The sequence below is a fragment of the Actinoplanes aureus genome (assembly GCF_015704865.1).
GTDB classification, from domain to species: Bacteria; Actinomycetota; Actinomycetes; order Mycobacteriales; family Micromonosporaceae; genus Actinoplanes; species Actinoplanes aureus.
This window is the reverse complement of sequence record NZ_JADQTO010000005.1, coordinates 137,786-155,615: the sequence shown is the minus strand read 5'-3', so window position 1 is coordinate 155,615 and position 17,830 is coordinate 137,786. Positions and strand designations below refer to the sequence as shown.

Here is a 17,830-nt window from a genome sequence, read left to right as displayed (position 1 = left end):
AGCGGAAGCGAAACGCGGACGCCGTGGGATGGCTAGCCCGGCGGGCGGGAGCGGATCTCCAGGTTGCTGAACCAGGTGCTCACCCGGACCCGGATCTCCGGGGTTCCGGGCAGCCGGGGCACCGGCGCCAGCCGGGTCTCCTGCGAGCTCAGCGCGACCAGGCCGGTGACCTCGACCTCGACGCCCTCCGGGACGATGATCTTCAGCTCGCCGAAGACGCAGCAGCCGGCGATCTCGATGACGTCCTCCCCGGTCGCCACGTCGCGCAGGTCGATCTTCGTGGAGCCGAAGACGGTGTAGGTGCCCAGCCGCTGGGCGCGCAGCCGCCACCGGCCGCGCCGCTTGGTCTGGCTGAAGACCGTGACGACCTTCTCCACGATGCGCGACGAGCCGACGACCGGGGTCGGGGCCAGCCCGTCGGTGACCCGGGCCAGGGCCGCGTCGTCCTCGGCGGCCCAGGCGGCGCCCACCCGTACGCTGAACTCCTCCAGAGTGAGGCGCCCGTCGCCGCAGGCTTGCTGGAGCAGCTCGGCCACCCGCTCGCGGTCGCCGTCCGAAGGCGGCGCCGGCACTGGAACTCCCACGCGCCGAACCTAACCACCCACCGCAACCGAACGGCAACCCCGCCGGCAACCGCCGGCGGGCAGACTGCGCCCCATGCGCGCACGAATCGGAGCCACCGTCGTGGTCGTCGCCACCGTGGTCACCGTGGCCGCCGGGATCGCCGGTCCCCTGTACGCGGTGTTCGGCGCGAACTGACAGACTTGCAGGATCATGACGCTGACCGATCGCCTTCCCGGTAACGCCGAACCCGACGCTGTCTTCGATGCCTTCCAGGCATGGGTCGCGGAGCAGGGCCTCACCCTGTACGCGCATCAGGAGGAGGCGCTCATCGAGATCGCGACCGGCGCCAACGTCATCCTGAACACGCCCACCGGGTCCGGAAAGAGCCTGGTCGCGACGGGGGCGCACTTCGCCGCGCTCGCCTCGGACCGCACCACCTTCTACACCGCGCCGATCAAGGCGCTGGTCAGCGAGAAGTTCTTCGCCCTCTGCGCGATCTTCGGCGCGCACAACGTCGGCATGCTCACCGGCGACGCCAGCGTCAACGCGGACGCCCCGATCGTCTGCTGCACCGCGGAGATCCTGGCGAACCTGGCGCTGCGCGAGGGCGCCGACGCCGACGTCGGCCAGGTCGTGATGGACGAGTTCCACTTCTACGCCGAGCCGGACCGGGGCTGGGCCTGGCAGGTGCCGCTGATCGAGCTGCCGCAGGCCCAGTTCATCCTGATGTCGGCGACGCTCGGTGACACCACCCGCTTCGTCGATGACCTCACCAAGCGCACCGGGCGCGCGACCGCGGTGGTCAGCAGCGTGGAGCGGCCGGTGCCGCTGCTGTTCGAGTACGCGATGACGCCGCTGCACGAGACCATCGAGGAACTGCTGTCCACCAAGCAGGCCCCGGTCTACATCGTGCACTTCACCCAGGCCGCCGCCCTGGAACGCGCCCAGTCGCTGATGAGCATCAACATGTGCACCCGGGAGGAGAAGGACCGGATCGCCGCGGCGATCGGCAACTTCCGGTTCACCGCCGGCTTCGGCCGGACCCTGTCCCGGCTGGTGCGCCACGGCATCGGCGTGCACCACGCGGGCATGCTGCCGAAGTACCGGCGCCTGGTGGAGACCCTGGCCCAGGCCGGCCTGCTGAAGGTCATCTGCGGCACCGACACGCTCGGCGTCGGCATCAACGTGCCGATCCGCACCGTGCTGTTCACCGGCCTGTCGAAGTACGACGGCGTGAAGACCCGCCTGCTGAAGGCCCGCGAGTTCCACCAGATCGCCGGGCGGGCCGGCCGGGCCGGTTACGACACCATCGGCACCGTGATCGTGCAGGCCCCGGAGCACGTCATCGACAACGAGCGGGCCCTGAAGAAGGCCGGCGACGACCCGAAGAAGCGTCGCAAGGTGGTCCGCAAGAAGCCGCCGGAGGGCACGATCGGCTGGGGCCGGCCCACCTTCGACCGGCTCGTCGACGCCGAGCCGGAGCCGCTCACCTCGTCGTTCCACGTGTCGCACGCCATGCTGCTCAACGTCATGAACCGTGGCGGCGACCCGTACCTGGCTCTCCGCCATCTGCTGACCGAGAACCACGAGGAACGGCCGTCCCAGCGCAGGCTCATCCGCCGGACGGTGGCGATCGCCCGGGCGCTGATCGCGGGTGGCGTGATCGAGCGCACCGAATCAGGGACATATCGCCTGGTAGAAGATCTCCAACTGGATTTCGCCCTGAATCAGGCTTTGTCGCCGTTCGCGCTCGCTTCACTGGAGCTGCTCGACAAGGAGTCACCGGAGTACCCGCTCGACGTCGTCTCGGTGATCGAGTCGACTCTCGAAGACCCGCGCCAGGTGGTCTCGGCGCAGCGCCAGAAGGCGCGCGGCGAGGCGGTCAACGCCATGAAGGCCGAGGGCATCGAGTACGAGGAGCGCATGCAACTCCTCGAGGACGTGACCTGGCCGCAGCCGCTGAAGGAGCTGCTGGACGCCGCGTACGAGACGTACCGGCAGGGGCACCCGTGGGTCGCCGACTACGAGCTGAAGCCGAAGTCGGTGGTCCGCGACATGTACGAGCGGGCCATGACGTTCACCGAGTACGTCTCGTTCTACGGCCTGTCCCGCTCCGAGGGCCTGGTGCTGCGCTACCTCGCGGACGCGTACCGGGCGCTGCGGCAGACCGTTCCGGAGGACGCCCGCACCGAGGAGCTCACCGACCTGATCGAGTGGCTCGGCGAGCTGGTCCGCCAGGTCGACTCCAGCCTGCTCGACGAGTGGGCGCGGCTGCAGAACCCCGGCGCCGAGATCGAGGAGGTCCGCCTCGACGACAAGCCGCCCGCGGTCACCCGCAACACCCGCGCCTTCCGCGTGCTGGTCCGCAACGCCATGTTCCGCCGGGTCGAGCTGGCCGCCCTGCGCCGCTGGGACCTGCTGGGCGAGATGGACGCCGAGTCCGGCTGGACCGCCGACCGCTGGCAGAAGGCCATCCAGGAGTACTACGACGAGTACGACTCGCTCGGCACCGGCCCGTCCGCGCGCGGCCCGGCGTTCCTGCACATCGAGCAGGGCGCCACGGCGTGGACCGTCCGGCAGGTCTTCGAGGACCCGGAGGGCGACCACGACTGGGGCATCGAGGCCACCGTCGACCTCGCCGAGTCCGACGAGGCCGGCACCGCCGCGATCACGGTCACCGCGGTGGGCCCGCACTGATATGAGTCGTTAGTTATCTACCCTCGTCGATGAACGACGGCTAGGTTGCGGCCACTACCCCTGAAAAGGAGTGACCGGATGAACCGAACCGTCGCCGCCACCGCCGCAGCAGCGATCCTGCTGCCGGCCGGTCTGGCCGCTGTCGTTCTCGCCGGCCCGGCCGGCGCCCAACCCACCGGGGCGTCGCCGGCCGGCGATGCCGCCTCCACCGCCATGCTCGCCGCCATGCAACGTGACCTGGGCCTGACCGAGAAGGCGGCGCGCGAGCGCATCGCCGGTGACGACGCCGCGGCCCGCATCGAACTCGCCCTGCGCAAGAAGCTCGGCCCCGCCTTCGCCGGCGCCTGGCTCGGCGCCGACAGCAAGCTCGTCGTGGCCGTCTCGGAGTCGTCGCGGACCGCTGAGGTCACCGCCGCCGGCGCCACCGCGAAGGTGGTCGCCAACAGCGGATCGAAGCTCGACCTGATCAAGGAGAAGCTGGACGCCGCGGCCGCCAAGGCACCGGCCGGCAAGGTGCCCGGCTGGTACGTCGACGTCAAGACCAACTCTGTCGTGGTGCAGGCACACGGCGCTACCACGGCGGCGAAGGCGTTCATCAAGGCCAGCGGCGTCGACGCCGCCGCCGTCCGGGTGGAGACCACCGCCGAACTGCCCCGGCTGTTCTACGACGTACGCGGCGGCGACGCCTACTACATCGGCGGCGGGCGCTGCTCGGTCGGTTTCTCGGTCAACGGCGGATTCGTCACAGCCGGGCACTGCGGCGACCCGGGCAACGCGACCACCGGCTTCAACCGGGTCGCCCAGGGCACGTTCCAGGGCTCGTCGTTCCCCGGCAACGACTACGCGTGGGTGGCGGTCAACTCCAACTGGGTCCCGCAGCCGTGGGTGAACAACTACTCCGGCGGCAACGTGACGGTGGCCGGCTCCACGGTCGCCGCGATCGGTGCGGCGATCTGCCGGTCCGGCTCCACCACCGGGTGGCGCTGCGGCACCGTGCAGGCGTACAACCAGACGGTCAACTACGCGGAGGGCTCGGTGTCCGGGCTGACGCGTACCAACGCGTGCGCCGAGCCGGGCGACTCCGGTGGCTCGTGGCTCAGCGGCCAGCAGGCGCAGGGCGTCACCTCCGGTGGGTCCGGCAACTGCACCTCCGGCGGCACCACCTATTTCCAGCCGGTCAACGAGATCCTCACCGCGTACGGCAGGACCCTGGTGACCAGCGGCGGTGGCGGCACCACGCCGCCGACCACCCCGCCGACCGGCTGCTCCGGCTACGAGTTCTCGGTGAACGGCTCGCTGGCCAGTGGCGGCAGCGCCTACCAGCCGGACAACAGCTACTACTACTCGTCGGCGTCCGGCACGCACCGCGCCTGCCTCGACGGCCCGACCGGCACCGACTTCGACCTCTACCTGCAGAAGTGGAACGGCAGCGCCTGGTCGGTGGTCGCGCAGGGCGCCACCTCGGCGGCTGACGAGACCGCGAGCTACACCGGTACGAGCGGCTACTACCGCTGGCGGGTGCACGCGTACAACGGCTCCGGCTCGTACGCGCTCGGCTACACCAACCCGTAGGGCACCCCGGGCCGCCCGCCGTCACGCGTCGTGCGTGCCGGCGGGCGGCTCACCGGCCGTTCATCTCCCGGCGGGCCCGTCTGGAGAACACGCCGGACAGGGTGGCCGCCGCGTCCGCCGGCGTGGCCGGGAACCGCACGGTGAACGTCGTCCCCAGACCGGGGGTGCTGGCCGCCTCCAGGGTGCCGCCCTGGTCCGCCACTATGCGCCGGGCGATCGTCAGCCCCAGCCCGGAGCCGCCGGTCGCCCGCTGCCGGGCCGGGTCCGCCCGCCAGAACCGGTCGAACGCCCGGGCCACCTCTTCCGCGGTCATGCCGACGCCGGTGTCGCGTACCGTCAAAATCGCGGCATGCGCGTCGCGCGTCACCCGCAGCTCCACCCGCCCGCCCGCGTCGGTGTAGCGGATCGCGTTGCTCAGCAGGTTGCCCAGCACCTGGCGGGTGCGGTCCGGGTCGGCCTCGATCCGCACCCGCTCGGGCGCGTCCACCACCAGGTCGACGCCGGCCGCGGCGGCCACCGCCCGGTGCGCGGTGGCCGCGGTCTCGGCGAGTTCGGCCAGGTCCAGCGGCACCGGCGAGTAGGCCAGGTCACCCGCCTCGGCCAGCGCCAGCACCTGGAGGTCGTCGAGGATGCGCCGCTGCAGCAGCGTCTCCTCGTGCAGCGAGGCGAACAACTCGGGGCTCGGCTCGATCACCCCGTCGGCCAGGCCCTCCAGGTAGCCGCGCAGGTTCGACAGCGGCGTACGCATCTCGTGCGCGACGTCGGCGATCAGCCGCCGCTGGCGTTCCTCGCTGCGCTGCAACGCCTCCGCCATCGCGTTGAACGACGCCGACAGCCGGGCCAGCTCGTCCTGCCCGCCGGCCGGCACCCGCACGTCGAGCCGGCCGGTGGCCAGCTGCAGCGACGCGCCGGTGAGCAGCCGCACCGGGCGGCTGACCCGACGCGCGATCCAGGCCGTGCCGAGCGCGGCCACCACCAGCAGGGCCGCGGCGCCGATCAGGGCCGGCTGCTGGAGGCCGTCCAGGCCGGTGCCCTGCCGGGCGCCGAAATACACCTCCACCGGTACGGCCGTCGTGCTCGACGCCGCGCTGACGAATCGCGCGCCGAGGCAGTCGGCGTACACCGGATGACCCGCCCGGCACTGGCTCAACTCGGTCCACGCCATCTCCAGCCACGGCTCGTCGGCCAGCACCTTGCTGGTGGCGGCCCGGAGGCATCCGGGTGCCGCGGCGCGCTGCTGCTCGCTGAGGTACGGCGACGTGTCCAGCGCCAGCGCCGGCTCGCCCAGCCCGGAGTCGGCGGCGCACCGCACCGTGGCCAGTGCCGTCCGATACCGCACGACCTGATGGAACGCCTGCGCGGCCGGCTCGGTGAACGCTCCCGCCGCCGGGATCACCCCGAACAGGTCACGAGGCAGCGCCGGTCGCGGCCCGGCTGCCTTCTCCGACAGCGGCTTTCCGTTCGCCCGGGCCAGTTCCGCCGACGGGTCGGCGCCCGGAACCCACTTCGCCCGCCGGGCGGCCAGCTCCCGGATCCGCTGGTCCAGGTGCGGAATAGGATCGACGGCCTGGGGCAGCAGCTGCACCGGCCCGGCCGTACGGCCCTCAATGGTGTCCGAGTCGGCCAGCACCTCGCCGTCGTCGGCCACCACCCGGATGTGCAGCCGGGTCGCCACCGCCTGGTCGGCCACCACCCGGTCGACGCCGGGCCACCGGCCGTTGCGGACGCCGAATCGGCGGATCTCCGCGATGACCTCGGCCTGGTGCTGCTCGCGGGCCTGTTCGGCCCGGATCACCTCCCGGGAGGTCAGGCTCAGCGTCAGCCAGGCCGTGGCGCTGATCGCCGTGCCGGCCACGACCAGCACCAGCAGGAAGATCCGCAGGCGGAAACTCACCGCTCGGCCATCCGGTAGCCGCGCCCGTAGACGGTCTGCACGTACTGCGGCTCGGCCGGATTCTTCTCGATCTTGCGGCGCAGGTTGACCACGTGCGCGTCGACGGTCCGCTCGGACACGTCGTTCTCGAAGCCGAACACCTTGTCCAGGATCTGCCCGCGGGTGAACACCCGGCCCGGTTCACGGGCCAGCAACTCGACGATGCCGAACTCCTTGGCGGTCAGCCGGATCGGGGTGTCGTCGACGCGTACCTCGAACCGGGGTGCGTCCACCTCCAGGCCGCCCACCCGCAGCACCTCGGCGGGCTCGCCGCCGCGGGTGCGGCGCAGCAGCGCCCGGATCCGGGCGGTCAGCTCGCGGGGACTGACCGGCTTGCTCAGGTAGTCGTCGGCGCCGATGTCCAGCCCGAGCAGCATGTCGTTCTCCGCCGACCGGGCGGTGACCATCACGATCGCCACGTCCGACTCGGCCCGCAGGATCCGGCACACGTCCAGCCCGTCGACGAGCGGCATCATCACGTCCAGCACGACCAGGTCCGGCTTCCGTGCGCGGGCCTGCTCCAGCGCCGCCCGGCCATCACCCACGGTAAGCACCTGATGCCCCTCCCGCTCCAGGTACAGGCGGATCAGCTGCGCGTGCTTCGGGTCGTCGTCGGCGACAAGGATGCGGGCGGTCACGGATCGCATTCTCACCCAGGGGGTCCACCGCACCAAGGAATGTCAGGTTCCGGTGAAGAACCCGCCCGGTTCCGGCGGGGCGCCGGAACCGGCACACAACCGCACGAGATCTTCACAGGTCGCTGCCTACCGTCGCCTCCCCTCACCCGAGCTGGAGGCTTCCGATGTGTGGTCTGAGCGCTTTCGTCAGTAGCCGGCCCGACGCCGGCCCGCCGGACGCGGACACGGCGGCCGCCTTCGCCGCCGCGCTGCAGACCATGCGCCACCGCGGCCCCGACGACACCCGCATCGACTACGGCGACGGGTACGCGTTCGGCTTCAACCGCCTGGCCGTCATCGACCGGGAGCACTCCGCCCAGCCGCTGCACTACGCCGGCCGCTGGACCGTGCTGTTCAACGGCGAGATCTACAACTACCGGGAGCTGCGCGCCGAGCTGGTCCGCGAGCACCGCGCCGAGTTCGCCACCGACGGCGACAGCGAGGTCCTGGCCGCCGCCTTCCACTACTGGGGTGAGGCAGCGCTGCCCCGGCTGCGCGGCATGTTCGCGTTCGTCGCCTACGACCACCGCACCGGTACAGTGCACGCCGCCCGCGACGCCTTCGGCATCAAGCCCCTCTACCTGCTGGAAACCGCCGACGGGCTGTTCCTGGCCAGTGAACGCAAGGCCCTCGACCCGTTCGCCGCCGGTGCCGCGGGCGGGCTGGACACCGACGCGCTCGCGCACTACCTGACCTTCCAGTACGTGCCCGACCCGCTCACCCTGCACCGGCACATCCGCCGCCTGCCGCCCGGCCACCGCCTGGTCTGGACCCCGGGCGGCGGCGTACGCGTACACCGCTGGTTCCGGCCGTCGCTGCGCCCGCTGCGTGTCCAGCCGGAAGCCGCCTACCAGGCCGTCCAGGACGCGTTGACCGCCAGCGTCCGCCACCATCTGCAGGCCGACGTGCCGGTCGGCGCGTTCCTGTCCAGCGGCGTCGACTCGTCCGCGATCGTCGCCCTGGCCGCCCGGAACCGCCCGGACCTGCACACCTTCACCGCCGGGTTCGCCGATCAGGGCTACTCCGAGATCGAGGTCGCCCAGGACACCGCGGACCAGCTGGGCGTACGCCTCACCCCGACCGTGGTCTCCGAGTCCGACGTGATCGCCGCCCTGCCGGAGATCATCTCGTTGCTCGACGACCCGATCGCCGACCCGTCCCTGATCCCGCTCTACTTCCTGTGCCGGACGGCCTCGCGCCACGTCACCGTCGTGCTCTCCGGGGAGGGTTCCGACGAGCTGTTCGGCGGCTACACCATCTACCGCGAGCCGCTGTCGCTGGCCGGTGTCGACCGGCTCCCGGCCGGGATGAAGCGCGGCCTGCGCCACCTCGCCGACGTGCTGCCCGAGGGCGTCAAGGGCCGCTCCTTCCTGGAACGCGGCACCACCCCGATCGAGCAGCGCTACTACGGCAACGCCCGGATCTTCGATCCGGCGGAGAAGGCGCGGCTGCTGCGCTACACCGCGCAGCCGCACACCGCGATCACCGCCCACCTGTACGCCGAGACCGCCGACGTCGACGACGTCGCCTCCATGCAGTACGTCGACCTGCACACCTGGCTGCCCGGCGACATCCTGACCAAGGCCGACCGGATGTCCATGGCGCACAGCCTGGAGCTGCGGGTGCCCTTCCTGGACCAGCAGGTGTACGCGGCCGCCGCCGGACTGCCCACCGAGCTGAAACTGCCGGCCGGCACCCGCACCACCAAACACGCCCTGCGCGAGGCGATGCGCGGCATCGTGCCCGAGTCGGTGCGCTCCAACCGTAAACTCGGCTTCCCCACCCCGACCCGGGTGTGGCTGCGCGGCCCGATCGGTGACTGGGTGGACGAGCTGTTCGCCGGCTCGCAGGCCGGGCACCTGCTGGACCTGTCCTATGCGCGCGGGCTGCTGGCCGAACACCGGCGCGGCGAGGCCGACCGCTCCCGCAAGGTGTGGACGGTCGCGATGTTCTGCCTGTGGCACGCGATCAAGGTGGAACGGTCGATCGGTTCCTCCGGCCTCATCGGCGCGGCCGGAAGTGGCGGGCGGTAGACCAGGCATTGACCGCCTCACCCAGCTCGCGGCCCTGCGCGCTGGCGGTGCGGAAGTGGATGCCACCCCAGACCCGGGCGTCGACCACCTCGTCGACGGCCTGGGAGAAGCCGGCGAAGTGCCGCGTCGTCCCGGACGCCACGCTGTAGGCGCTGAACGGAACCCGGTCGCGGCCGAAGAAGGTGCGCATGGTTGACCGCGTCGTAGACGGCGCCGCTGACCGTCGCGAAGCTGCGCCCCTGCACCCACGGCAACTGCTGGCCGACGTCCCAGATCGCCGCCTGCGCGTTGCGGTCCCGCTCCCATTCCTTCTTCAAGGGAATGCCGATGAGTTCGCGGCCGCCGGACGGTCTGTACTCACATGACGGCCACTCTCGCGGTCGGCGCGACCCTCACGCGCGCGGACATCCCGGCACTCTGCGCCGACCTCGCCCTGCTGCTGCGCGACCACCCCGCCCGGGTCGTGGTCATAGACGTGGCGGTGGCCCGGCCGGACGTGGTGACGGCCGAGGCCGTCGCCCGGCTGCGGCTCACCGCCCGGCGGCACGGATCCCGGCTGGTCGTCACGGGTGCCGGGCCCGACCTGGTCGGTCTGCTGAACCTGCTCGGCCTGGGCCCCGGCGACCCGTGACGTCAGGCCCGGCCGTCGAGCGGGCCGAGGTCGAGGTCGATCCGGCCACCGGTCCGCGCGGCGATCACCGCCCGCAGCGACGTCCACTGGTCACGGCTGAACGCGCTGCCGTCCACCAGGTGCGTGTGGAAGTGATCGCCGCGGGTCGTCGCGTACAGCGAGACGATGCTGTCGTAGGTGCCGGTGTCCAGGACCAGCGACACGACCTCGTCCCAGCACAACCGGCAGCGCTGCGCCCAGTCCGTGGCGTAGCCGTAGCCGCGTACCCGTACCGTCAGGCCGTCGTCGTCCACGACGATCTCGTACCGTTCGGCGGTGACCGCCTGCGCCGGCGGCCCGGCCGGCGGGCGTTGCGGCGGGCGTTGCGGGTTGCGCCGCCGATGGGCGGTGAGGGCCGGCAGCAGGAGCGCGGCGCCGCCGAGCAGGACGACGCCGATCACCCAGATCACGGCCCCCACAGCCATCCCGGTCTCAGTCCAGGTGCGCCGGCAGCCCGAACAGCGGGAACAGCGTCGCGGTGTCCAGGAAGTTGTTCACCCCGCTGATCCGCCCGTTCGCGATCTCCAGAACGATCAGCGCCCACGGGTCGTGCCCGGAGCCGCTCGGGCTGCACCGGTACTGGCCGAACGCCGGCAGCCCGTTGGCCACCACCGGAACCAGCCGCGAACCACGGCAGCCGCTGCCGGTGCCCTCCATCCACGCGGTGATGTCGTCGGGGCCGCGCAGCCACAGCGGCAGCGGCGGCATCGACAGCGTCGCGTCCTCGTGCAGCAGCGCCGTCAGCGCCGTCAGGTCGTACGCCTCGAAGGCCTGCACATACCGGCCCAGCAGCGCCTTCTGCTCCTCGTCGAGGGGCTGATACACGTCCGCGGCGGTGTCGGCGGCGGCGATCGTCGCCCGCGCCCGCTGCAACGCGCTGTTCACGCTCGCCACCGAGGTCTCCAGCAGCTCCGCCACCTCCTGCGCCGACCAGGCGAGGACCTCGCGCAGGATCAGCACGGCTCGCTGCTTGGCCGGCAGGTGCTGCAATGCGGCCACGAACGCCAGCCGGATCGACTCCCGCGCCGCGATCACGTTCGCCGGGTCGCTGGCCTCGGGCAGCACCCGCTCGTCCGGCACCGGGCCCACCCAGATCTCCTCCGGGCGCGGCTCGCCGGGATGCGTGGCGTGCCCGGACCCGGCCGGCCCCAGGTCCATCGGCCGCACCCGCCGCTGGGCGCTGCCCAGCATGGTCAGGCACACGTTGGTGGCGATCCGGTACAGCCAGGACCGCAGCGCCGACCGGCCCTCGAAGCCGTCGATCCCCTTCCAGGCCCGGATCATCGTGTCCTGCACGGCGTCCTCGGCCTCGAAGCTGGACCCGAGCATCCGGTAGCAGTAGCCGGTCAACTCCGGCCGGAACGTCTCAAGCTGCGCCGCGACATCACTCACGAAGCCGAACCTAGCCGAGTTCAAATTTTCTTCGCTACCCGCGATGAGTCCTTGGCACCCGGCTGGTCTACCCGTCGTCACCACTACTCGCAAGGAGCGCGTCATGACCTACGCCGACGTCAACGGGATCAACCTCTACTACGAGATCCACGGCACCGGCCGGCCGCTGATCCTGCTGCACGGCGGTCTCGGCTCGGGCGAGATGTTCGCTCCGATCCTGCCCCGGTTCACCGAGGGGCACCAGGTGATCCTCGTCGACCTGCAAGGACACGGGCGCACCGCCGACATCGACCGCCCTCTCGAGATCCCCCTGATCGCCGACGACATCGCCGCCCTCATCGACCACCTCGGCCTGGAGAAGCCGGACGTGGTGGGCTACTCCCTCGGCGGCGGCGTGGCCATGCAGGTGGCCATCCGCCACCCGCAGAAGATCCGGCGCTGCGTCTCCGCTTCGGCCGGCATCAAGCGCAGCGCCACCTACCCGGAGATCCTGGAGCAGCAGGGCCAGGTGAATGCGGCCGCCGTCGAGTTCATGAAGGAGACCCCGATGTACGAGGCGTACCAGCGGCTCGCGCCCCGCCCGGAGGACTTCCCCCGCCTGCTCGACAAGATCGGCGCGGCGATGGCCGAGGACTTCGACTTCACCGAGGAGGTTCGTGGCCTCCAGGTGCCCACCATGATCGTCGCCGCCGACGCCGACATGTGCCCGCCGTCGCACTTCGTCGAGGTGTTCGCGCTGCTCGACGGCGGGCAGCGGGACGGCGGCTGGATGGGTGAGGGCCGGCCCAAGGGTGGCCACGCGCTGGCCATCCTGCCCGGCCTCACCCACTACAGCCTGTTCCTGTCGCCGCTGTTCCCGCAGACCGCGCTGGCCTTCCTCGACCAGCAGGACTGACCTGGCACGCGGGGGTCAGGCGACGTATTCGCGCAGGTGTTCGGCCGTCACCGTGTCCGACTTGGCGACGAGCTCGGACGGCGTACCCGTGAAGACCACCTGACCCCCGTCCTGGCCGGCGCCCGGGCCCAGGTCGATGATCCAGTCGGCGTGGGCCATCACCGCCAGGTGATGCTCGATCACCACCACCGTGTTGCCGGTGTCGACGAGCCGGTCCAGCAGCGCGAGCAGCTGATCCACATCGGCCAGGTGCAGGCCGGTCGTCGGCTCGTCCAGCAGGTACGTAACCGTCCCACCGCCCATGTGCACGGCCAGCTTCAGCCGCTGCCGCTCGCCGCCGGACAGCGTGTTCAGCGGCTGGCCGAGGGTGAGGTAGCCGAGACCGACGGCGGCGAGCCGGTCCAGGACCACCCGCGCCGGCTTCTCGGTGAAGAACTCCTGGGCCTCGCTGACCGGCATCGCCAGCACCTCGCTGATGTCCCGGCCGCGCAGCTTGTAACCGAGCACCTCGGCGGTGAACCGCTTGCCCTCGCACTCCTCGCAGACGCTCGCCACCCCGGCCATCATCGCCAGGTCCATGTAGACCAGGCCGATGCCCTTGCAGTTCGGGCAGGCGCCCTCCGAGTTGGCGCTGAACAGCGACGCCTTCACCTTGTTGGCCTTGGCGAACGCGGTACGGACCGCGTCGAGCAGCCCGGTGTACGTGGCCGGGTTGCTGCGCCGGGAGCCGCGGATCGCCGACTGGTCCACGACGACCACGCCGTCGCGCTGCGGCAGCGACCCGTAGATCAGCGAGCTCTTGCCGGAGCCGGCCACCCCGGTCACGACCGTCAGCACCCCGGTGGGAACGTCGACGTCGACGCCGCGCAGGTTGTGGGTGGTGGCGCCGCGAATCGGCATCACACCGGTTTTTTCGCGACAAGTGTCTTTGAGTGACACCCGGTGCCCCAGATACCGGCCGGTCAGCGACTCGCTGGCGCGCAGTGCCTCGACCGTGCCCTCGAACTGGATCCGCCCGCCGCCCGGCCCCGCGCCCGGCCCGAGGTCGACGACGTGATCGGCGATCGCGATCGTCTCCGGCTTGTGCTCGACCACCAGCACCGTGTTGCCCTTGTCGCGCAGGCGCAGCAGCAGCCCGTTCATCCGCTGGATGTCGTGCGGGTGCAGGCCCACCGTGGGCTCGTCGAACACGTACGTGATGTCGGTCAGGCTCGACCCGAGATGGCGCACCATCTTCACCCGCTGCGCCTCACCGCCGGACAGCGTGGCCGACTCCCGGTCCAGCGACAGGTAGCCCAGCCCGATCTCGACGAGCGAGTCGAGCGTGTGCCGCAGGTTCGTCACGACCGGACGGACCGACGGCGCGGTGATCCCGGCCAGGAACACGGCCAGGTCGCTGACCTGCATGGCCGAGCACTCGGCGATGTTGCGACCGTCGATGCGCGACTGAAGCACCGACGGCTTGAGCCGGGTGCCGCCGCAGTCCGGGCAGGCGGCGAAGGTGGCGGCCCGGTCGATGAAGGCGCGGATGTGCGGCTGCACCGACTCCCGCTCCTTCGTCAGGTACATCCGCTGCACCTTGGGAACGAGTCCCTCGTACGTCGTATTGATGCCGTTGATCTTGACTTTTGTCTGTTCTTTGTAGAGAAAGTCAGACATCTCCGCGTCGGTGAAGTCGCGGATCGGCTTGGCGGGGTCGAAGAAGCCGGACTCCGAGTAGGCCTTCACATACCAGCCGTCGACGCTGAAGTTCGGCACCGTGATCGCGCCCTCGTTGATCGACTTGGACCGGTCGACCAGCTGGTCCACGTCGATCGTGGAGACCTTGCCCAGGCCCTCACAGTTCGGGCACATGCCCTCGGCGTTGAACGAGTAGGCCAGCGCGCTGCCCGCGCTCGGCGACCCGAGCCGGCTGAAGATGATCCGCAACATCGTGTACGCGTCCGTCGCGGTGCCGAGCGTCGACCGGGCGTTCGCGCCCATCCGCTCCTGGTCCACCACGATCGCGGCGCTGAGATTGTGCAGGGCGTCGACGTCCGGCCGGGCCGGACTGCCCATGAACGACTGGAGAAACGCCGAGTACGTCTCGTTGATCATCCGCTGCGACTCGGCGGCGATGGTCCCGAAGACCAGCGACGACTTACCAGAACCGGACACTCCGGTGAACACCGTCAACCGGCGTTTCGGTACGTCCAGCGACACGTCGCGAAGATTGTTCTCCCGGGCCCCGCGGACCTGAATGACATCGTGGCTGTCTGCGATGTGAGTCACCGGGGAAAGCTACCCCGGAATCAGGTCAGAAACTGACCCTTAACCGGCGCGACGGCGGGCCCGGCGGGCCGCCAGCTCGTCACCCGCGGACGGCTCGGCCGGCACGTCCACGCCCACCGGCTGCGGCGACGCCGGCTCCGAGGGCAGGTGCGACAGCGAACCCTGGATCTCCTTGAACGCCCCGCCGATCGCGATCCCGAACACGCCCTGGCCGCCCTGCAACAGGTCGACGACCTCCTCCGGGGAGCGGCACTCGTACACCGTCGTCCCGTCCGAGATCAGCGTGATCTCCGCCAGGTCGTCCACCCCCCGCGAGCGCAGCGTGTCGATCGCCCGGCGGATGTTCTGCAGCGACACACCGGCGTCCAGCAGGCGCTTCACCACCTTGAGAACCACCAGGTCACGGAAGGAGTAGAGGCGCTGCGTCCCGGATCCCGACGCGTCGCGGACGCTCGGCACGACAAGCGTCGTACGCGCCCAGTAGTCGAGCTGCCGGTAGCTGATCCCGACCGCCTGACAAGCCGTCACCCCGCGATACCCGACTGTGCCGTCCTCGCCGAGGAGTGGGCCTTCAAGAGGCTGCTCGTGCACGCGATTACCTCCCCGCCGGTTCACCTGGACGTCACGAGCGTATATCTCAGCGACGGCCGAAACATGGAGGTAACCGCACGACACGCCGCGTCCGGGCTAGCCCTTGCGTTCGGCAAGTGTCGATATCGGACACGCGGCTCAGCCTGGCTCAGTCCGCCTCAGCCTGGCTCAGCCGGCGAAGTCCTCCGGGCGAACCTGGTCGAGGAACTCGCGGAATTTCTCCACCTCGTCCTCCTGCTCGTCCGGGATCACGATGCCGGCCTCGGTGAGCACCTGGTCGGCGCAGCGGATCGGCGCGCCCACCCGCAGCGCCAGCGCGATCGAGTCGCTCGGCCGCGCCGACACCCGCAGGTTCTCCCCGATCAGCAGATCGGCGTAGAAGACGTTGTCCTTCAACTCGGTGATCTCGACCGCCTTCAGCGGCGCCTGCAGCGCCGCGAGGATGTCCCGGAGAAGATCATGAGTGAGCGGCCGGGCCGGCTTCACGCCCTGCTGCTCGTACGCGATGGCGGTCGCCTCCACCGCCCCGATCCAGATCGGGAGGTACCGATCACCGTCGACCTCCCGCAGCAACACGATCGGCTGGTTGCTGGGCAGCTCCACCCTGACCCCGACCACGCTCAGCTCGCGCACCGCCCGCCTCCGTGTCGTCGTGTTGTCGCCGCTGTACGTCCAGCCGCCCCTACCTGCACGGTACACGCACACCATCGGAAACCGACCCGTGCGGGATACCCCCACGCGGTAGGTCAACGCCCCAATTCGCCGCGTAAACCCGACCGCACCAGAGCCGCGTGCAACCGCTGCGACAACGCCTGCAGCTCACGCGCGGTCTCGGTCGCCCGGGCACGGGCCGCCGGGTCGTGCTGCCGCACCATAGGCGCCAGCAATTGTGTGAACAGGCCCACCTCACGGTCCGCGGCGTTGCGGAACGCCCGCAGGTGCCGCACCTCCAGCCCGTACCGGGTCAGGCCCACCACCGCCTCCACGATGATCACCGCGTCGGCGTCGTACCAGCCCGGCGGGCGGGCGGTGACCAGGCCGATCTGCTCCAGCTCGGCCAGCAGCGCCTCCTCGACGCCGGTCCGCTCCAGCAGATCCGTCTTCGGGATGCGGGTGTCCGCGGGATCCGTGGCCCGCTGCGCACCCACCGCCACCAGCGTCGGGCGCTGCGGCACCGCCGGCTCCTGCTCCATCCGGTCCAGCTGCTCCCGGATCACCCGCAACGGCAGGTACTGGTCACGCTGCGCGGTCAGCACGAAACGCAGCCGGGCCACGTCGTTCCAGGAGTACTTGCGGTACCCGGAGGCGGTGCGCTGCGGGTCGACCAGACCCTCCGCCTCCAGGAACCGCAACTTCGAGATCGTGGTGTCGGGGAACTCGGTGCGCAGGTGGGCCAGCACCTCCCCGATGCTCATCAGCGCACCATCGCGCCCGCCCTGAGGGCCCGAAGCCCCCGGGTCACGCGCGGCCGCCCCCGGCGAAGTCACTACCGTCCCTCGCCCTCCGGCCGCGGACCGGCGATGAACACCAGACGGAACTTGCCGATCTGGACCTCGTCGCCGTTGCTCAGCGTCGCGGCTTCAACCCTTTCCCGGTTCACATACGTACCGTTGAGCGAACCGACGTCGCGAACGGTGAACGTGCCGCCGTCGCGGTGGAACTCGGCGTGGCGGCGGGAAACCGTCACGTCGTCGAGGAAGATGTCACTGTCCGGGTGCCGGCCGCTGGTCGTCACGTCGTGATCGAGCAGGAAGCGGGCACCCGCGTTGGGGCCACGGCGCACGACCAGCAGGGCCATGCCCGGAGGCAGCGAGCCGGACATCCGGCTGGGCACCACGTCGGTCTCTGGTCCCTCGAGCACCTCGTCAAGGGCGCCAAGGTTCAGCGTGGACGTGACGTCGAGTGGGGGGAACTCGTCGTCTGGGCGCGTCATGGGACCACCTCACGGATCAGTTGGTCGTCGCCTACCGGCGAGGCCACCGCGTTGCGGCCCCGCCGAGGCCTAATTCGGCCCGACGCACGACTATCGGTTTCAAAGGAATAACAGTTCTTCGTGTGCTCCGCGAGCCTAGTCAGCGCCAATATCGCTGAGCAACCGGACTCGCGGAGACCGATATTTGCTTTTCGGGCCGCACCCAATCAGCTCTGCGCCGATCAGCTCTCGGTGATGGCCCGGTACGCCGCGGCGTCCAGCAGCGAATCGAGCGCCGCCGGATCATCAGGGGCGATCTCCACGAGCCAGCCCGCCGCGTACGGCTCGCCGTTGATGATTTCCGGCTCATCGGCGAGAGTCGCGTTCTTCGACACCACGGTGCCGGAAATCGGCGCGTAGATCTCCGAGACGCTCTTGGTCGACTCGATCTCGCCGAGTGAGTCACCCGCCTGCACGACCGTGCCCTCTTCGGGCAGGTCCACGAAGACGATGTCGCCCAGGGCGTCCTGCGCGAAGTGGGTGATGCCCACTCGTACCGGACCGCTGCCGTCGCCGGCGACCCACTCGTGTTCCGCGGTGTACCGCAGATCCTCAGGAATCAA

Annotated in this window: 17 protein-coding genes; 5 read left to right on the top strand and 12 right to left on the bottom strand. The window is 70.6% G+C overall.

Going from position 1 to position 17,830, the window contains the following annotated elements; translation table 11 throughout:
- Positions 1 to 32: 32 nt before the first annotated feature.
- Positions 33 to 584, bottom strand: a complete 552-nt coding sequence (locus I4J89_RS51465) for a DUF1707 SHOCT-like domain-containing protein (protein WP_309238279.1) — start codon at positions 582 to 584, stop codon at positions 33 to 35.
- A gap of 190 nt (positions 585 to 774) precedes the next feature.
- Here I4J89_RS51465 and I4J89_RS12200 point away from each other — a divergent pair, with 190 nt between their 5' ends.
- Positions 775 to 3,261 carry a DEAD/DEAH box helicase gene (locus I4J89_RS12200; protein WP_196414029.1) on the top strand — a complete coding sequence of 829 codons (2,487 nt, stop codon included), beginning with the start codon at positions 775 to 777 and terminating at the stop codon, positions 3,259 to 3,261.
- 78 nt (positions 3,262 to 3,339) lie between these two features.
- Positions 3,340 to 4,833: a S1 family peptidase gene (locus I4J89_RS12195; protein ID WP_196414028.1), complete on the top strand. Its 1,494-nt coding sequence runs from the start codon at positions 3,340 to 3,342 to the stop codon at positions 4,831 to 4,833.
- 49 nt (positions 4,834 to 4,882) lie between these two features.
- On the opposite strand, the gene I4J89_RS12190 is transcribed toward I4J89_RS12195, so the two are convergent.
- Complete coding sequence (locus tag I4J89_RS12190) at positions 4,883 to 6,727, bottom strand: sensor histidine kinase (RefSeq protein WP_196414027.1); 1,845 nt, start codon at positions 6,725 to 6,727, stop codon at positions 4,883 to 4,885.
- A complete protein-coding gene (locus tag I4J89_RS12185; RefSeq protein WP_196414350.1) occupies positions 6,724 to 7,413 on the bottom strand; it encodes a response regulator in 690 nt (229 codons plus the stop codon). The genes I4J89_RS12190 and I4J89_RS12185 overlap by 4 nt, the downstream gene beginning before the upstream one ends.
- 155 nt (positions 7,414 to 7,568) lie before the next feature.
- On the opposite strand from I4J89_RS12185, the gene asnB reads away from it, so the two are divergent.
- Complete coding sequence (gene asnB / locus I4J89_RS12180) at positions 7,569 to 9,476, top strand: asparagine synthase (glutamine-hydrolyzing) (RefSeq protein WP_196414026.1); 1,908 nt, start codon at positions 7,569 to 7,571, stop codon at positions 9,474 to 9,476.
- On the opposite strand, the gene I4J89_RS12175 is transcribed toward asnB, so the two are convergent.
- A complete protein-coding gene (locus tag I4J89_RS12175) occupies positions 9,445 to 9,666 on the bottom strand; it encodes a phosphatase PAP2 family protein (RefSeq protein ID WP_196414025.1) in 222 nt (73 codons plus the stop codon). The two genes, asnB and I4J89_RS12175, sit on opposite strands and share 32 nt — an antisense overlap.
- 171 nt (positions 9,667 to 9,837) lie before the next feature.
- On the opposite strand from I4J89_RS12175, the gene I4J89_RS12170 reads away from it, so the two are divergent.
- Positions 9,838 to 10,107 (top strand): STAS domain-containing protein, encoded by a 270-nt coding sequence (locus tag I4J89_RS12170; RefSeq protein ID WP_196414024.1) that lies wholly within the window; start codon positions 9,838 to 9,840, stop codon positions 10,105 to 10,107.
- Positions 10,108 to 10,109: 2 nt separating this feature from the next.
- Here I4J89_RS12170 and I4J89_RS12165 read toward each other — a convergent pair whose 3' ends face one another.
- Both I4J89_RS12165 and I4J89_RS12160 read right to left on the bottom strand, forming a co-directional pair.
- Entirely contained in the window at positions 10,110 to 10,571 is a 462-nt protein-coding gene (locus I4J89_RS12165; RefSeq protein ID WP_196414023.1) for a hypothetical protein, read from the bottom strand.
- 7 nt (positions 10,572 to 10,578) lie between these two features.
- Positions 10,579 to 11,538, bottom strand: a complete 960-nt coding sequence (locus I4J89_RS12160) for a sigma-70 family RNA polymerase sigma factor (protein ID WP_309238278.1) — start codon at positions 11,536 to 11,538, stop codon at positions 10,579 to 10,581.
- Between the two features lie 103 nt (positions 11,539 to 11,641).
- On the opposite strand from I4J89_RS12160, the gene I4J89_RS12155 reads away from it, so the two are divergent.
- Positions 11,642 to 12,433, top strand: a complete 792-nt coding sequence (locus tag I4J89_RS12155) for an alpha/beta fold hydrolase (RefSeq protein ID WP_196414021.1) — start codon at positions 11,642 to 11,644, stop codon at positions 12,431 to 12,433.
- A gap of 15 nt (positions 12,434 to 12,448) precedes the next feature.
- Here the strand turns inward: I4J89_RS12155 and I4J89_RS12150 are convergent, their stop codons facing one another.
- From I4J89_RS12150 to gcvH, 6 genes are all read right to left on the bottom strand, one after another.
- Positions 12,449 to 14,704, bottom strand: a complete 2,256-nt coding sequence (locus I4J89_RS12150; protein ID WP_196414020.1) for an ATP-binding cassette domain-containing protein — start codon at positions 14,702 to 14,704, stop codon at positions 12,449 to 12,451.
- 39 nt (positions 14,705 to 14,743) lie between these two features.
- A complete protein-coding gene (locus tag I4J89_RS12145) occupies positions 14,744 to 15,295 on the bottom strand; it encodes a MerR family transcriptional regulator (RefSeq protein WP_196414019.1) in 552 nt (183 codons plus the stop codon).
- Between the two features lie 168 nt (positions 15,296 to 15,463).
- Positions 15,464 to 15,928 (bottom strand): bifunctional nuclease family protein, encoded by a 465-nt coding sequence (locus I4J89_RS12140; RefSeq protein WP_196414018.1) that lies wholly within the window; start codon positions 15,926 to 15,928, stop codon positions 15,464 to 15,466.
- A gap of 113 nt (positions 15,929 to 16,041) precedes the next feature.
- A complete protein-coding gene (gene ftsR / locus I4J89_RS12135) occupies positions 16,042 to 16,710 on the bottom strand; it encodes a transcriptional regulator FtsR (RefSeq protein ID WP_230858817.1) in 669 nt (222 codons plus the stop codon).
- A gap of 71 nt (positions 16,711 to 16,781) precedes the next feature.
- On the bottom strand, positions 16,782 to 17,228 hold the full coding sequence (odhI, locus tag I4J89_RS12130) for an oxoglutarate dehydrogenase inhibitor Odhl (RefSeq protein WP_196414016.1): 447 nt from the start codon (positions 17,226 to 17,228) through the stop codon (positions 16,782 to 16,784).
- Positions 17,229 to 17,449: 221 nt separating this feature from the next.
- Complete coding sequence (gcvH, locus tag I4J89_RS12125) at positions 17,450 to 17,830, bottom strand: glycine cleavage system protein GcvH (RefSeq protein WP_196414015.1); 381 nt, start codon at positions 17,828 to 17,830, stop codon at positions 17,450 to 17,452.

Bases quoted from the DNA above. Each gene is read 5' to 3' on its own strand.
- I4J89_RS12165 (WP_196414023.1), bottom strand. From the start codon at position 10,571: ATGGCTGTGGGGGCCGTGATCTGGGTGATCGGCGTCGTCCTGCTCGGC.
- ftsR (WP_230858817.1), bottom strand. From the start codon at position 16,710: ATGAGCATCGGGGAGGTGCTGGCCCACCTGCGCACCGAGTTCCCCGAC.
- I4J89_RS12200 (WP_196414029.1), top strand. From the start codon at position 775: ATGACGCTGACCGATCGCCTTCCCGGTAACGCCGAACCCGACGCTGTC.
- I4J89_RS12170 (WP_196414024.1), top strand. From the start codon at position 9,838: ATGACGGCCACTCTCGCGGTCGGCGCGACCCTCACGCGCGCGGACATC.
- odhI (WP_196414016.1), bottom strand. From the start codon at position 17,228: ATGACGCGCCCAGACGACGAGTTCCCCCCACTCGACGTCACGTCCACG.
- I4J89_RS12175 (WP_196414025.1), bottom strand. From the start codon at position 9,666: ATGCGCACCTTCTTCGGCCGCGACCGGGTTCCGTTCAGCGCCTACAGC.
- I4J89_RS12155 (WP_196414021.1), top strand. From the start codon at position 11,642: ATGACCTACGCCGACGTCAACGGGATCAACCTCTACTACGAGATCCAC.
- I4J89_RS12185 (WP_196414350.1), bottom strand. From the start codon at position 7,413: ATGCGATCCGTGACCGCCCGCATCCTTGTCGCCGACGACGACCCGAAG.
- asnB (WP_196414026.1), top strand. From the start codon at position 7,569: ATGTGTGGTCTGAGCGCTTTCGTCAGTAGCCGGCCCGACGCCGGCCCG.
- I4J89_RS12195 (WP_196414028.1), top strand. From the start codon at position 3,340: ATGAACCGAACCGTCGCCGCCACCGCCGCAGCAGCGATCCTGCTGCCG.